Raw genomic sequence first — 14,013 nt, 5'->3', positions numbered from 1 at the left:
TGCTCCAGATAAGGCTGGGCTGTCTTTAGCCTGTTTCGCGCTTAGCCGCCAGTGCTCCTTGCGCGCGCAAAGCTGTAGGCCCCTGACAGCACAATCACCAAGGCCCCCAGCAAAGTGAGCCCATCGGGGCGCTCGCCAAAGACGGTGAAGGCGATGACAAGCGCAAAGAGAAGCCGCGTATAGCGGTAGGGCGCCACAAAGCCGATGTCGCCGACGCGCATGGCGCGGGTGAGGGCGGCGTAGGCCAGCACGCCGACACAGGCCGCCCCCGCTGTGAGCGCGAGGCTCGCAGGATCGGGCAGGCGGGTGGGGGCGGTTTCAAACAGGCTGACCACAAGGCCAGCCATCAAAAGCACGGCAAAGCCAAGGCTGCCGAGCTGGGCGGTGGACATGGCGGGCGGGCTGGCGCGGGTGGCCAGATCGCGGCCCGCAAAGCCGATGGTGGCCAGAAGCGCATAGAGCGAGGTGATGGCGAAGCTCTCAAAGCCCGGGCGAATGATGAGCAACACGCCGGCAAAGCCCACACCCATGGCCAGCCAGCGCCGCCAGCCGACCGCTTCGCCAAAGACAAAAATTGCCCCAAGCGTGACAAAGATCGGGGCGGATTGCAGGATTGCCGAGGTGCTGGCGAGGGGCGCATAGGCCAGCGCAAGCGCAAAGAAGAGCCGCCCCATCAGCTCGAAGGCAGAGCGCACAAGCATGGTTGGCTTAAAGCAGGCGGGGTGGAACACCGGCTCTCCCAACAGGGCGGAGCGGGCGGCAAAAAGCGCAAAGCCAAGGCTGCCAAAACACAGCAGCGCCGTGCTGATCGGGATGGTTTGAGTGGCGGCCTTGAAGAGGCTGTCCTCCAGCGCAAAGGCCGCCATGGCCGCGACCATGAAGAGCGCGCCGGTTTTGTTTGCGCCAAAGCGGGTGGCGCTCATGTGTTGCTTTCAAGCCTGCCCAGAAGCTCGGCGGCGGCACCCTGTTCGGCGGCGCGCTTTGAGCTGGCGGTGGCGCTGGCGCTTTCGCCGCTCTGCATCCGGGCCTCTATGGTGAACACCGGCGCATGATCGGGGCCTGCGCGGGCTGTTTGCACATATTGCGGCGGGGTTTGCTTGCGGGCCTGGGCCCATTCCTGGAGGGCTGTCTTGGCATCGCGGGCATCGCTTTCCACGGTGTCGATGCGGTCTTTCCACAGCCTGAGGATGAGGCTTTTGGCCGCCTCAAAACCGCCGTCAAGATAGACAGCGGCAATCACCGCTTCCATGGCATCCCCCAGCAGGGCTGTTTTGCGCCGCCCGCCGGACATCATCTCAGAGCGCCCGAGCTTGAGCACCGCCCCGATATCAACCGCGCGGGCCAGATCGGCGCAGCTTTCCTTGCGCACCAAAGCGTTATAGCGGGGGGCAAGCTGCCCCTCGCTGGCGCTTTTGTCGTCTTTGAGCAGGGCTTCGGCGATGACAAGGCCCAGAACACGGTCGCCCAGAAATTCGAGGCGCTGGTTGTCTGGACGGGTGGGCGAGGAGACAGAGCTGTGCGTGAGGGCGCGGTTCAAAAGCTCCGGACGGGCAAATTCATGTCCGATGCGTGCTTCAAAGGCCTTGAGGTCGCTTGAGAGTTTCACTGGAGTCTCTTGAAGAAACGATCACTGCGCCATGTCCAGAAATAGAGCATGGAGCTGCCGGCAGAGGAGAACATGACACGATCGGCGCGCCCGATCAGGTTTTCGAAGGGCACAAAGCCCACACCGCCGACGCGCTGGTCAAAGCGGCTGTCTGTCGAGTTGTCGCGGTTGTCGCCCATGAAGAAGTAATGCCCCGCCGGCACCGTGAAGACGGGTGTATCATCTGCGCGGCGCGTCCCGATGTTGAGGATCGCATGAGAGCGCCCATTGGGCAGGGTCTCGATCTGGCGGGATTTGGTGCAGGTGCCGCCAAGGCCGACAGAGCCGTTCTCGCAAGAAGGCTGCATCCGTTGCGGCCCCTGCATTTCGAAGGTTTCGCTGAAAATGCCGCCATCGGCGAGCTTCACTGGGGTGCCGTTGAGGTGCAAAACACCGTTGATCATCTGCACCCGGTCGCCGGGCAGCCCGACGAGGCGTTTGATGAAGTCCGAGCCGTTCACGGGGTGACGGAAGACAACCACATCGCCGCGCTCGGGGGCACCGGCAAAGAGGCGGTCGTTTGCGCCTCGGCTCCAGCCGCAGATGTCCTCAGCGTCGATGTTCAGACCAACCGCCGGGATGCGCACCGAGGGGCAGGAGGCATAGGAATAGCCATAGGCCATTTTATTCACAAAGAGAAAATCGCCGATCAGCAAGGTATCTTTCATGGAGCCGGAGGGGATCCAGAAGGGCTGGAAGAACAGCGAGCGAAACACCCCTGCAATGAGCAACGCATAGAAGATTGTCTTGATGGTTTCCACAAACCCGCTGCCGCTCTTCTTTTCTTCGGTGCTCATATGCCTATCCTTGAAAGCTTCTGAGCTTCATGGGCTGCAAGGGAGAAGCTGTCAACCCGGGGGCGGCCTGAAAGCCGTTGCGGGCTATGTTTGCGGCGGGTTTGGGCGCGCTTCAATCACCACAAAGGCCTGCGCCCAGGGGTGATCATCGGTGAGGGTGACATGGATGATGGCCTCATGGCCCGCAGGTGTCATGGCCTCAAGGCGGGTCTTGGCCCAGCCGGTGACTTCCATCACGGGCTGGCCGGTGTGCAGGTTGCGCACGCGCATGTCTTTCCAGGCGATGCCCATGCGCAGGCCCGTGCCGAGCGCCTTGGAGCAGGCTTCCTTGGCGGCCCAGCGTTTGGCGTAAGTGCCTGCGGTATCCTTGCGCCGCTCGGCCTTGGCCTGTTCGGTCTCGGTGAAGACACGGTTGCGAAAGCGGTCCCCAAAGCGCGCGAGCGTCGCTTCGATCCGCTCGATATTGGCCAGATCGGTCCCGATTCCGAGGATCACGCGCGCGCCTCCTCCATCAGGCGGCGCATTTCGCCGATGGCGGCCTCCATGCCGACAAAAAGCGACTCGGCCATGAGAAAATGCCCAATGTTGAGCTCACGCAGCTCCGGGATCGCCGCGATGGGGGCGACAGTCTCAAAGGTCAGGCCGTGGCCTGCATGGACCTCAAGGCCCAGAGCCTGCGCAAGCGTTGCGCCCTCTTTCAGCGCGGCGAGTTCTGCGTCACGGGCGGCAAAGTCGCCCGCGTAGTGATGGTCGCAGTAAGCGCCGGTGTGCAGCTCGATGACCTCGGCGCCGATGCGCGCGGCGGCTTTGATCTGCGCGGGCTCATGGCCGATAAAGAGCGAAACACGGCAGCCCGCGGCGCGCAGGGGCGCAATGAAACTGGCAAGCCGGTTGTCGTCACCCGCCACATCAAGCCCACCCTCGGTGGTGCGCTCTTCGCGTTTTTCAGGCACGATGCAAACGGCGTGGGGGCGGTGGCGCAATGCGATAGCCTGCATCTCCTCGGTCGCGGCCATCTCAAAGTTGAGCGGTGTGGTGAGTGCGGCCATCAGCCCGTCAATATCGCTGTCGCGAATATGGCGGCGGTCTTCGCGCAAATGTGCGGTGATGCCATCGGCCCCGGCCGCTTCAGCAAGCTTTGCGGCCCGCACAGGGTCAGGGTAGGCGCTGCCGCGGGCGTTGCGCACCGTGGCCACATGGTCGATGTTCACGCCGAGACGCAGCTCTTCACTCATTGCCATCTTTGCTCCTGACGATTCGCGTTGCTTGGCTTGATTTGATCAAATCCATGCACAAACCCCAAGCCCCTTTTTTCTTTCTGAAAATATCCCGGGGGTCTGGGGGCAGCGCCCCCAGCGGGTCGGATTTTCGCGCAGCGAAAATTCGAAACCAAGGCTCATTCCGGCTTTTTCTTGCGCAGCGCGGCGAGCTTTTCCTTGATGCGGCCCTTGCGGCGGTTCTGGTAGGCGCGGATGAGCGGCACGGAGATGTAATAGCAAATTGTCGCCGTGACGATCCCGGGCAGGATGCCGCCGATCAGATAGGGAAAGAATACCTCGTCGTAAAACACGGCAAGACCATGCCAATCGGCCTCGGCCTCCGTGAACACCGTCAGGAAATTGTGAAACAAACCCTCGCCGGCTTCGGCAAATTTTGCGCCCAGTTTCTGCTCGGCCACTTCAAACTCGGTGCCAAGCAGCCAGTGGCCGGTCTTGAGGGCCGAAACGCCGATCGGGATATAGGTCAGCGGGTTGCCAAAAAAGGTGGCGAGCAGGGCGGCGATGATGTTGCCTTGCATGATCCGGGCGATCAGTGCGGCGACCAGAAAATGCATCCCGTAAAACGGGGTGAAGGTGGTGAAGACACCGGCCCAGACACCACGGGCAATTTTATGGGGCGGGTCGGGCAGGCGGTGCAGGCGGTGGCGCACATAGTGAAAGGCGCGCGCCCAGCCACCCTTGGGGTAGATGAAATCTGCGATCACCTTCCAGAAGGCTCGTTTGTCTCGCCGTTTGAAGACCAACCCTACGTCCTTATCGTCTCTTGTGTCTCTGCCTCGGGCCCGTTGTCGGCAATGCTGGCCTCCGGGTCAATGACGCGTTGCAGGGCTGCGACATCGTTTTCCGCTTCCAGCAGGGATTGCAAGGAATGCAAGTGCTCTGCATCTCGCAGATCGACATCTACACGCAATTTGTAAAAGTCGGGTTTTCGGTCGAGAAACTCGAGATTGGAAATATTTGCCCGCGCCTCGCCGATTAACGTGCAGACGCGCCCCAAGACACCGGCATCATTGCCGATTGTGAGCTCCAATGTCACCGGGTAGACAGCGGGATGGGTGCCTGATTGCCAGTGCAAATCAAGCCAGCGGTTGGGTTGATCCTCAAAGTCGCGCAGCCTGTCACAATCTATGCGGTGGGCCACAACCCCCTTGCCGCGATAGGTGATTCCGACAATCCGTTCGCCGGGCAAGGGCTGGCAGCAGCGGCCCCGCTGGAAATGCTGGTCGGCGGAAAGCCCGATGACCGCCCGTTCGGGCAGGACCGATTCGCTGTGGTCTTCGATCAGGTCGGGATAAACCGCCTGAACAACGCTTTGCGAGACAATCTCGGCGCTGCCAAGCCGCGCCAGAAGCTCGTCTGCATCGGTGAGGCGCAGCTTTTTGGCAGCGGTTTCCAAAACTTTGTCTGTGGCTTTCTTGCCCAGGTTTTCAAAGGAGGCGCGGGCAATTTCGCGGCCCAGTTTGATAAATCTTTCGCGGTCGACTTCGCGCAGCGCCCGGCGCACGGCGCTCTTGGCTTTGCCTGTTACGGCCATGTCGAGCCATGTGGCCTGCGGGGTTTGGCCCTCGGCGGTGATGATCTCGACCGATTGGCCGTTGCGGATCCGCGTCCAGAGGGGCACGCGCATGTGGTCGATCTTGGCACCCACGCAGGCATCGCCGATGCGGGTGTGGATGGCATAGGCAAAATCAAGCGGCGTGGCGCCGCGCGGCAGCTTGATCACATCGCCCTTGGGCGAGAAACAGAAGACCTGATCGGCATACATTTCGAGCTTCACGGCCTCAAGGAAGGCGTCGTGGTCTTCCTCGGCATCAAATTGCTCGGTGAGGCCGGAAACCCATTTCACGGGGTCCACGGCAAAGGGGTTCTCGGTGCGCACACCGTCGCGATAGGACCAATGCGCCGCCACGCCGCTTTCGGCCACATCGTGCATTTGCCAGGTGCGGATCTGCACTTCGACGCGCTTGCCGTCGCGGCCGGACACTGTGGTGTGAATCGAGCGGTAGCCGTTGGATTTGGGCTGGCTGATATAATCTTTGAAGCGGCCCGGAATGGCGCGCCAGCGCTGGTGGATCACCCCGAGGGTGCGGTAGCACTCAGCCTCGGAGCGGGTGATGATGCGAAAGCCGTAAATGTCGGAAAGGCGCGAGAAGGCGAGCTCTTTTTCCTGCATCTTGCGCCAGATCGAATAGGGTTTTTTGGCGCGTCCGATGATCTTGGCCTGAATGCCGGTTTTTTCGAGCTCCAATGCCATGTCGGCGGTGATGCGTTCGATCACGTCATCGGTTTCGTTTTGCAGCGTGATGAAGCGGCGCATGATGCTGGCGCGCCCCTCTGCATTGAGGACTTTGAAGGCCAGGTCCTCCAGCTCTTCGCGCATCCATTGCATCCCCATGCGCCCGGCCAGGGGCGCATAGATGTCCATGGTTTCGCGTGATTTCTGGGCTTGCTTGTCTGGGCGCATGGCCTTGATCGTGCGCATGTTGTGCAGCCGGTCGGCCAGCTTGACGAGGATCACCCGCAGATCACGCGACATGGCAATGAAGAGTTTGCGGAAATTCTCGGATTGTTTGGTTTCGGCAGAGGACAGCTGAAGGTTGGTCAGCTTGGTCACCCCGTCGACCAGATCGGCGATTTCGCGTCCGAATTTCTCGGTGACGATTTCATAAGAGGCGCCGGTGTCTTCGATCGTGTCGTGCAGCAGGGCTGTGATGAGGGTGCTGTCGTCCAGCCGCTGCTCGGCCAGAATTTTGGCAACAGCGAAGGGGTGGGTGAAATAGGGCTCGCCGGAGTGGCGGTTTTGGCCCTCATGTGCGGCGATGCCAAATTTGTAGGCCTCTGTGATGAGGCCTGCATTTGTTTTGGGGTTGTAGGCGCGAACGAGGTCGAGGAGCTCGTCAACAGGAGGGATCATCCGCGGGAGTGCCTCACTTGCAAATCAGCCCTGGCCTTGGGCTTCCATCAGCTGGCGCAGAAGCTGCTCTTCAGACATGTCGTCATCTGCCGGCTTGTCTGATTCGGCACCCATGAGCACTGCCATATCGTCATCGGCGGGCTCATCAACTTCGATCTGGTTCTGGTTGCTTTCGATCAGACGCTCGCGCAGCGCGTCGGCTGTCTGGGTCTCTTCGGCGATTTCGCGCAGCGCCACAACGGGGTTTTTGTCGTTGTCACGGTCGATCGTGAGGGCGCCACCAGCCGAGATTTCACGCGCGCGGTGTGAGGCAAGCATAACAAGTTCAAAGCGGTTTGGCACTTTGTCTACGCAGTCTTCAACGGTCACACGGGCCATGGGATACTCCAGCTGAGTCTAAGGAAGGCCTGCTTCTAGGAGCAGTTGCCAATAAATACAAGCCAAAAAGCCCTTCTAAAGGGGGGTCACGGCGTCTTTTTCCGCTTTGGGCAGGGCGCTCAGCATTTCGGTGACGCTTTTGCGGAACACAGGATGAACCCAGTCTGGCGCAATATCGGCCAGCGGCACCAGCACGAAGGCGCGTTCAGCCAGGCGCGGGTGCGGCAAGATCAGGTCCTGCGGTGCGCTGCGGCGTTGCGCGGCGCTGTCAAGGGCCTGCCACTGCGCAAAGGTGGCCGCATCGGGCAGAATTTGCGCGCCGCCGGCGAGCAGATCGAGATCGAGGCTGCGCTGGCCCCAGCGTTCGTGGCGCTCGCGGCCAAATTCGGCTTCTAGCGCGTGAAGCTTGGCGAGCAGGGCCTTGGGCGCAAGCCCGCTTGTGAGCTTGGCGGCGGCATTGACGTAGTCTGGCCCCGCCCCGGCCGGAAAACAGGGGGTTTTGTAGAACCGGCTCACAGCGCGCGGCGGCAAGCCAACGGCCTTGAGCCGCGCCAGCGCCGCCTTGAGGGTCAGCTCCGGGGGGCCGCTTTGGGAGGGGATGTTGCCGCCCAGCGCGATGAGGTAGGTCTGTGGCGGGTCAGCGATGTTTTGCGGCATTGCGAGCTTTCACTTTTGGCAGGACGGCGGCTTGAATGGTGCATGTGCCATACCCATTTCAGCGCTTTAGACTGACATTTGAAATTTCTCAACTGTTCACGGCCTTTGCGGCCCGTGTTAAGGGATATGAGAGGAAAATTTTATGTTTTACAAAGACGAGCGGCTTGCTCTTTTCATTGACGGCGCGAATTTGTTTTCTGCGGCAAAATCCTTGGGTTTTGACATTGATTACAAGCGGTTGCGCCAGGAATTCATGCGCCGTGGCAAGCTCTTGCGGGCCTTCTATTACACAGCGCTGTTGGAAAACGACGAGTATTCGCCGATCCGCCCGTTGGTGGACTGGTTGAATTACAACGGGTTTCATATGGTCACCAAACCGGCCAAAGAGTATACCGACAGCCAGGGGCGGCGCAAGATCAAGGGCAATATGGATATTGAGCTGGCGGTCAACGCCATGGAGCTGGCGCCACATGTGGACCATATCGTGCTGTTCTCGGGCGACGGTGATTTTCGCCCGCTTGTGGAGAGTCTCCAGCGTCAGGGGGTGCGGGTGTCGGTGGTGTCAACCATCCGCAGCGCTTCGCCGATGATTGCGGACGAGCTGCGCCGTCAGGCCGATAATTTCATCGAGTTGAACGATTTGAAGGATGTGATTGGACGGCCACAGCGCGAGCTTTCGCCCGAGCTTGAGGGCCCCGAGCCAGAAGAGCGGTGAGCGCCGCTTTTGGAGGGGCGTGGTTTTTACCCGGTGGTTTTTTACCTGGTGGTTTTTTGCCCAATGGTTTTTTGCCCAATGGGGTCTGGACCTGCGGCGGCGCATCGCTTAGCTCAGAGACAAGAGGAGCGCGCCCATGACAAAACCACCTCTCAAGGTTTTTCTCGCTGCCCCAAGGGGCTTTTGCGCCGGTGTGGACCGCGCGATCAAAATTGTGGAAATGGCAATCGAAAAATGGGGCGCGCCTGTCTATGTGCGCCACGAAATTGTGCACAACAAATATGTGGTTGATGATCTGCGCGCCAAAGGGGCGATCTTTGTCGAAGAGCTGGAGGATTGCCCCGATGAGCGCCCTGTGATCTTTTCGGCGCATGGGGTGCCCAAGGCGGTGCCCGCCGAGGCGGCGCGGCGCGAGATGGTGTTTGTGGATGCCACCTGCCCCTTGGTGAGCAAGGTGCATATCGAGGCTGAGCGCCACTTTGAGGCGGGGCTTCAGATCATCATGATTGGCCATGCGGGCCACCCCGAGACCGTCGGCACCATGGGGCAGTTGCCCGAGGGCGAGGTGCTGCTGGTGGAGACCGAAGAAGATGTGGCCTCTGTCGCTGTGCGCGACGCGCAGCGCCTTGCCTTTGTGACCCAGACGACCCTCTCGGTGGACGACACGGCTGCGATTGTGTTGGCTCTGCAAGCCCGGTTCCCGATGATCAAGGGGCCGCATAAGGAAGACATTTGCTATGCCACCACCAACCGCCAGGAAGCGGTAAAGGCCATGGCCCAAAAGGTGGAGGCCATGTTGGTTGTGGGCGCGCCCAACTCGTCCAATTCGCGCCGTCTTGTGGAAGTTGGGTCCAAGGCGGGCTGTGGCTATTCGCAGCTTGTGCAACGCGCCGCCAATATCGACTGGCGGGCACTTGAGGGCATTCGCTCCATCGGGATCACGGCGGGGGCCTCGGCGCCCGAGCTCTTGGTGCAGGAGGTGATTGATGCGTTGGCAGAGCGCTATGAACTGGATGTGCAAGTGCTTGAAACGGCGCAAGAAAACGTGGAATTCAAGGTGCCGCGTGTGCTTAGGGGGCCGGCATGAACGCCAACCCGTCACGCATTCCGGCGGCACCGCTGGCGCTTGGGCTGGCGGGGCTCTTGCCCTTTCTTTGGGGCGCACTCACAGCGCATTTGGGCAGCTTTGGCACAGAGGCATTTCTCGGGGCGCGGCTTGTCGGAGAGGCGGCGCTGGCTGCTTATGGCACGGTGATTTTAGGCTTCATGTCTGGCGTGCTCTGGGGCTTTGCCACGCAGCTTGAAGCGCCTTTGGCGATGCGGGGCTATGGGGCTTCTGTGCTGCCGGCGCTCTGGGCGTTTTTTGCCGTTGGCGGCGCTGGCTCGCTTCTGGCGCTGATGGCGGGCTTTGTGGCCTTGCTGGCGTTGGATTTCTGGTTTGCCGGTCTGGGCGCTGCGCCCGTCTGGTGGATGCGTTTGCGGCTGTTGCTCACGGGCGGTGTGCTGGCCTGTCTTCTGGCGGGGATGCTGGCATGAGTGCGGACAAACAGACCCTGGAAATCTATGACGCCAAGGCGGCCGAGTATGCGCAGCTTGTGGTGAGCAAGGCCGAGCACAAGAGCCTTACGGCCTTTGTGGCCGATCTGCCCACTGGCGCACATGTGCTCGATCTGGGCTGCGGGCCAGGGCATTATGCGGCCGAGATGTTGCGGTTGGGCTGCCGTGTCGATGCCGTTGACGGCTCTGCCGCGATGATCGCACTGGCGCAGCAAATTGACGGGCTGACCGCATGGCAGGCGCTGTTTGACGATCTGGAGGCGGTTGATACATACGATGGCGTATGGGCCAGCTTCTCCCTGCTCCATGCGCCGAGGGAAAAGCTGCCGCAGCATCTGGCGCAGATCAAGCGCGCGCTGAAGGCGGGCGGTGTCTTTCACATCGGCATGAAGCTGGGCGAGGCCGCGGCGCGCGATGCTTTGGGGCGGGCCTATACCTTTGTGAGCGCGCCCGAGCTTGACGGGCTGCTCAGGGATGCGGGCTTTGTGCCTTATGATACCTTCAGAGGAGAGGGGGCCGGCTTGGCTGGAACTGTCGATAAATTCATTCTGGTGCGTGCGCGTGCCTGAGCTTTTTGCCTATACGGACGGGGCCTGTTCGGGCAACCCGGGGCCGGGCGGCTGGGGCGTTTTGCTGCGCGCGGTTGAGGGCGCAGCGGTGCTCAAAGAGCGCGAACTCAAGGGCGGCGAAGCGGATACGACGAACAACCGTATGGAGCTTCTGGCGGCAATCAACGCGCTGGAAACGCTGGAGAAACCCTCAAAGCTCACGGTTGTCACCGACAGCGCCTATGTGAAGAACGGTGTCACCGGCTGGATCTTTGGCTGGAAGCGCAACGGCTGGAAAACCTCGGCCAAGAAGCCCGTGAAAAACGTCGATCTCTGGCAGCGGCTCGATGCGGCACAGGAGCGCCACAGCGTGACGTGGAAGTGGATCAAGGGGCATGCGGGGCACGCGGAAAACGAGCGCGCCGACGCGCTCGCGCGGGCGGGGATGGAGCCGTTCAAGCCCAAGAAGAGCGCGCCATGAGCGCGCTGGCCCTGCTGGATTATGCCTCGGTTTTTATCTTCGCGCTGACGGGGGCCTTGGCGGCGAGCCGGGCGCAGCTTGATATCATCGGATTTGCCTTTCTGGCCGCGCTGACGGCGGTGGGCGGCGGCACAGTGCGCGACCTTTTGCTGGACAGAAACCCCGTGTTCTGGATTGCGCAGCCCGAGCATATTGCGATTGCCTGTTTCGCGGCGGTGCTGATTTTTTTCACAGCGCATTTGTTTGAAAGCCGTGCACGGCTGCTTTTGTGGCTCGATGCTTTGGCGCTGGGTGTTGCTGTTGCAGCGGGTGTTGGCGTGGCTATGGCGCTTGCTCATCAAGCGCCCGTGGTGCTGCTCATGGGGGTAATGACAGGCACGTTCGGCGGGCTCATGCGCGACGTGGTGGCCAACGAGGTGCCCATGGTTCTGCGGCAGGGCGAGCTTTATGTTTCGGCGGCGTTTGGCGGCGCTTGTGTCGCGTTGCTGGCGGCCACGGTTTCAGGCGCGCCGCTGATTGTGTTTGGCTCCTGTGTGGTGAGCACATTCGTCTTGCGCGCCGGCTCTATCGCCTTTGGCTGGCGCTTGCCTGTTTACCGCGCAAGGCCGCCTAAACCCTAGCGCTTGAAATATTTTTGCCAGACCCAGATGACCAGGAGCGCGCCCAGAACCGCGCCGATGAGGCCGCCGAGCATCCCCATCACCGCGAGCAGGAAGCGCAGCAAAAAGCCGCCTATAAGCGCGCCTGCGATGCCGATGGCCATGGTGGTGATGATGTCGGTTTGAAGCTTCATCATGCGGGTGGCGAGGAAGCCTGCGGCCGCGCCGATGATGATCAGATAGAGCGCCATGCTACGTCCTCCAATGGGTCGGAATGATGACCAGCGCGCCGATGGAGGCGGCGATGGCGTTCATCCCGTGGCTTTTGAAGCCTATATTGAACATAAGCGCGATGAAATAGAATACAAAGGCTCCGCCCACGCAGATGATGATGGATGGCAGGATGCCGTTGCGGGTGAAACCGGAGCGCTCGCTGAGATAGCCGATGATACCGGCAAGGACGACTGTGCCGATCATGGAGGGAAACATGGGCTGGCTCCTTAGGTAAGGCGCGTGCCTGTTGGTAGAGGCGTGCCGCGCAGAAACTCGTTAACATCTTGTGCCTGACTGCCGGCTTTTTGCAAGCGCAGCAGTTCTATTGCGCCTGTGCCGCAAGCAACATGCGCAGGCGTATGGATAATCTCGCCCGCCGCGCCGCTGCCGTTTGAGAGGCGCGACGCAAGAAGCTTTAGGCGCACACCGCCCAGCTCGCACCACGCTCCGGGGAAGGGCGAGAGGCTTCTGATCTGGCGGTCAATTGTCTCGGCGTGCTGTGACCAGTCAATGCGAGCTTCGTCCTTGCTGATCTTTTCGGCGTAGGTGATGCCGGTGTCAGGCTGCGGGGTGGCTTCAAGACTGTGCAGGTTTTCCAAAGCGTTTACAATGGTTTCTGCGCCAAGGGCTGAGAGGCGGTCGTGCAGCTCTGCGGTGGTTTCTTCCGCGCCGATGGGCGTGGCTTCGCGCAAAAGCACCGCACCTGTGTCCAGCCCCGCGTCCATCTGCATGATGCAGACGCCTGTTTCGGCATCCCCCGCCATGATGGCTCGGTGGATGGGCGCTGCACCGCGCCAGCGCGGCAGCAGTGAGGCGTGAATATTCAGGCAACCATACGATGGCGTATCTAAAATGGCCTGTGGCAGGATGAGGCCGTAGGCAACGACAACGGCCACGTCAGGTGTGAAACTGGCGAACTCCTGCTGCGCTTCCTCTGTTTTGAGGCTGACGGGGTGGCGCACCTCAAGGCCCAGCTCTAAAGCGCGGGCGTGCACGGCTGTGGGCCGCTCTTTCTTGCCGCGCCCGGCGGGGCGGGGCGGCTGGCAGTAAACGGCGGCCACCTCATGGCCCGCCTCTACCAGCGCGTTGAGCACCGGCACGCTGAACTCGGGGGAGCCCATGAACACCAGCCTCATGCGAGCTTCCTTGCGCGGCGCAGAAGCATGTCGCGCTTCACCTTGGAGAGACGGTCAAAATACATGCGCCCGTTGAGGTGGTCGATCTGGTGCTGCATGGAGGTGGCCCAGAGGCCGACAAAATCACGCCTGTCAACCATGCCTTGAGCATTGAGAAAGCGCACCGCAACACCGCGTGGGCGCTTGAGCTTGGCGGAGACGCCGGGCAGGTTCGGGCTGGCTTCTTCGTGTTCGCGAAACACGCCGCTGGCCTCGATGATTTCGGGGTTTGCCATCAGAACGGCCTGACCGCGGGTCTCGCTGGCATCAACCACCGCGAGGCGCAGCATGACGCCGATCTGGGGCGCGGCCAGCCCGACACCGGGCATGGCCTCCATGGTGTCCACCATGTCCTGCCAGATGCTGCGGACCTCTTCGGTGATTTCGGCCACAGGCTCGGCGGCCGTGCGCAGGCGCTTGTCTGGCCAGGGGAGGCAGGGGCGCACGCTCATGTGCGGGCCATCTCGCGTTTGAGCTTTTGCATCTTGCGGGTGATCATCTGGCGGCGCATGGCGCCCAGATGGTCGATGAACAGCTTGCCATTCAGATGGTCGATCTCATGTTGCACGCAGGTGGCCCAGAGGCCATCGAATGTGTCTGATTGCTCGTGTCCGTCGCGGTCGATCCAGCGGACATCGACAACCTTGGGCCGCGTGACTTCGCCATATTGGTCGGGGATGGACAGGCAGCCCTCGTCATAGGTGTTTTGCTCGTCGGATGCGGCGATGATTTCGGGGTTGAACATCACCAGAGGCTTGGGGGCTTCGCCCTCTTCCTTGACGCAATCCATGACGATCACCCGCGAGAGCACGCCGATCTGGGGCGCGGCCAGCCCGATCCCCGGGGCGTCATACATGGTTTGCAGCATGTCATCGGCAAGGCTGCGCAACGCGTCTGAAAGGTCAGGCACGGGGGCGCAGACCTTCTTGAGGCGCGGGTCGGGGTGGATAATTATGGGCCGTATCATACCGCTCATTTAGGCGATGCGGCGCGG

The 14,013-nt window shown here is 61.4% G+C and carries 20 protein-coding genes; 6 read left to right on the top strand and 14 right to left on the bottom strand.

Going from position 1 to position 14,013, the window contains the following annotated elements:
• Positions 1 to 41: 41 nt before the first annotated feature.
• The 9 genes from Q0478_RS10515 to folK all read right to left on the bottom strand — a co-directional run bounded on the left by Q0478_RS10515 (position 42) and on the right by folK (position 7,671).
• On the bottom strand, positions 42 to 923 hold the full coding sequence (locus Q0478_RS10515) for a DMT family transporter (RefSeq protein WP_298679026.1): 882 nt from the start codon (positions 921 to 923) through the stop codon (positions 42 to 44).
• Positions 920 to 1,606: a ribonuclease III gene (gene rnc / locus Q0478_RS10510; RefSeq protein WP_298679024.1), complete on the bottom strand. Its 687-nt coding sequence runs from the start codon at positions 1,604 to 1,606 to the stop codon at positions 920 to 922. The genes Q0478_RS10515 and rnc overlap by 4 nt, the downstream gene beginning before the upstream one ends.
• A complete protein-coding gene (gene lepB, locus Q0478_RS10505; RefSeq protein ID WP_298679023.1) occupies positions 1,603 to 2,442 on the bottom strand; it encodes a signal peptidase I in 840 nt (279 codons plus the stop codon). Before lepB ends, rnc begins: the two co-directional genes overlap by 4 nt.
• An 84-nt stretch (positions 2,443 to 2,526) precedes the next feature.
• Entirely contained in the window at positions 2,527 to 2,937 is a 411-nt protein-coding gene (gene acpS, locus Q0478_RS10500) for a holo-ACP synthase (protein ID WP_298679021.1), read from the bottom strand.
• Positions 2,934 to 3,683, bottom strand: coding sequence for a pyridoxine 5'-phosphate synthase (locus Q0478_RS10495; RefSeq protein ID WP_298679019.1), 750 nt, complete (start codon positions 3,681 to 3,683; stop codon positions 2,934 to 2,936). The genes acpS and Q0478_RS10495 overlap by 4 nt, the downstream gene beginning before the upstream one ends.
• Before the next feature lie 155 nt (positions 3,684 to 3,838).
• The gene (locus Q0478_RS10490) at positions 3,839 to 4,465 is read right to left on the bottom strand and encodes a DUF2062 domain-containing protein (RefSeq protein WP_298679017.1); all 627 of its coding nucleotides are present in this window, start codon (positions 4,463 to 4,465) and stop codon (positions 3,839 to 3,841) included.
• Positions 4,466 to 4,467: 2 nt separating this feature from the next.
• Entirely contained in the window at positions 4,468 to 6,636 is a 2,169-nt protein-coding gene (locus Q0478_RS10485; RefSeq protein ID WP_298679015.1) for a bifunctional (p)ppGpp synthetase/guanosine-3',5'-bis(diphosphate) 3'-pyrophosphohydrolase, read from the bottom strand.
• 24 nt (positions 6,637 to 6,660) lie between these two features.
• On the bottom strand, positions 6,661 to 7,014 hold the full coding sequence (gene rpoZ / locus Q0478_RS10480) for a DNA-directed RNA polymerase subunit omega (RefSeq protein WP_298679013.1): 354 nt from the start codon (positions 7,012 to 7,014) through the stop codon (positions 6,661 to 6,663).
• 75 nt (positions 7,015 to 7,089) lie between these two features.
• Positions 7,090 to 7,671 (bottom strand): 2-amino-4-hydroxy-6-hydroxymethyldihydropteridine diphosphokinase, encoded by a 582-nt coding sequence (folK, locus tag Q0478_RS10475; protein ID WP_298679011.1) that lies wholly within the window; start codon positions 7,669 to 7,671, stop codon positions 7,090 to 7,092.
• 142 nt (positions 7,672 to 7,813) lie between these two features.
• Between folK and Q0478_RS10470 the strand changes: the two genes are divergently transcribed.
• The 6 genes from Q0478_RS10470 (at position 7,814) to Q0478_RS10445 (ending at position 11,592) form a co-directional block, all read left to right on the top strand.
• Positions 7,814 to 8,386: an NYN domain-containing protein gene (locus tag Q0478_RS10470; protein ID WP_298679009.1), complete on the top strand. Its 573-nt coding sequence runs from the start codon at positions 7,814 to 7,816 to the stop codon at positions 8,384 to 8,386.
• Between the two features lie 136 nt (positions 8,387 to 8,522).
• Complete coding sequence (ispH, locus tag Q0478_RS10465) at positions 8,523 to 9,473, top strand: 4-hydroxy-3-methylbut-2-enyl diphosphate reductase (RefSeq protein ID WP_298679007.1); 951 nt, start codon at positions 8,523 to 8,525, stop codon at positions 9,471 to 9,473.
• A complete protein-coding gene (locus tag Q0478_RS10460) occupies positions 9,470 to 9,922 on the top strand; it encodes a DUF3429 domain-containing protein (RefSeq protein ID WP_298679005.1) in 453 nt (150 codons plus the stop codon). Before ispH ends, Q0478_RS10460 begins: the two co-directional genes overlap by 4 nt.
• Positions 9,919 to 10,512 (top strand): class I SAM-dependent methyltransferase, encoded by a 594-nt coding sequence (locus Q0478_RS10455; protein ID WP_298679003.1) that lies wholly within the window; start codon positions 9,919 to 9,921, stop codon positions 10,510 to 10,512. Before Q0478_RS10460 ends, Q0478_RS10455 begins: the two co-directional genes overlap by 4 nt.
• Positions 10,505 to 10,972 carry a ribonuclease HI gene (gene rnhA, locus Q0478_RS10450; protein ID WP_298679001.1) on the top strand — a complete coding sequence of 156 codons (468 nt, stop codon included), beginning with the start codon at positions 10,505 to 10,507 and terminating at the stop codon, positions 10,970 to 10,972. The genes Q0478_RS10455 and rnhA overlap by 8 nt, the downstream gene beginning before the upstream one ends.
• Positions 10,969 to 11,592, top strand: coding sequence for a trimeric intracellular cation channel family protein (locus Q0478_RS10445; RefSeq protein WP_298678999.1), 624 nt, complete (start codon positions 10,969 to 10,971; stop codon positions 11,590 to 11,592). The genes rnhA and Q0478_RS10445 overlap by 4 nt, the downstream gene beginning before the upstream one ends.
• Here the strand turns inward: Q0478_RS10445 and Q0478_RS10440 are convergent.
• From Q0478_RS10440 to def (Q0478_RS10420), 5 genes are read right to left on the bottom strand one after another with little or no spacing between them, the layout of a single operon-like run.
• Positions 11,589 to 11,822 carry a GlsB/YeaQ/YmgE family stress response membrane protein gene (locus tag Q0478_RS10440; RefSeq protein ID WP_298678997.1) on the bottom strand — a complete coding sequence of 78 codons (234 nt, stop codon included), beginning with the start codon at positions 11,820 to 11,822 and terminating at the stop codon, positions 11,589 to 11,591. The two genes, Q0478_RS10445 and Q0478_RS10440, sit on opposite strands and share 4 nt — an antisense overlap.
• 1 nt (position 11,823) lies before the next feature.
• Positions 11,824 to 12,060, bottom strand: a complete 237-nt coding sequence (locus tag Q0478_RS10435; protein WP_298678995.1) for a hypothetical protein — start codon at positions 12,058 to 12,060, stop codon at positions 11,824 to 11,826.
• 11 nt (positions 12,061 to 12,071) lie between these two features.
• Positions 12,072 to 12,980, bottom strand: coding sequence for a methionyl-tRNA formyltransferase (fmt, locus tag Q0478_RS10430; protein ID WP_298678993.1), 909 nt, complete (start codon positions 12,978 to 12,980; stop codon positions 12,072 to 12,074).
• Positions 12,977 to 13,471: a peptide deformylase gene (gene def, locus Q0478_RS10425; protein WP_298678991.1), complete on the bottom strand. Its 495-nt coding sequence runs from the start codon at positions 13,469 to 13,471 to the stop codon at positions 12,977 to 12,979. Before def (Q0478_RS10425) ends, fmt begins: the two co-directional genes overlap by 4 nt.
• Entirely contained in the window at positions 13,468 to 13,986 is a 519-nt protein-coding gene (def, locus tag Q0478_RS10420; protein ID WP_298678989.1) for a peptide deformylase, read from the bottom strand. The genes def (Q0478_RS10425) and def (Q0478_RS10420) overlap by 4 nt, the downstream gene beginning before the upstream one ends.
• Positions 13,987 to 14,013 lie beyond the last annotated feature (27 nt).

The organism is uncultured Lentibacter sp. (genome assembly GCF_937123735.1).
Taxonomy (GTDB): domain Bacteria; phylum Pseudomonadota; class Alphaproteobacteria; order Rhodobacterales; family Rhodobacteraceae; genus Lentibacter.
This window is presented reverse-complemented; position numbering and strand designations above follow the sequence as displayed.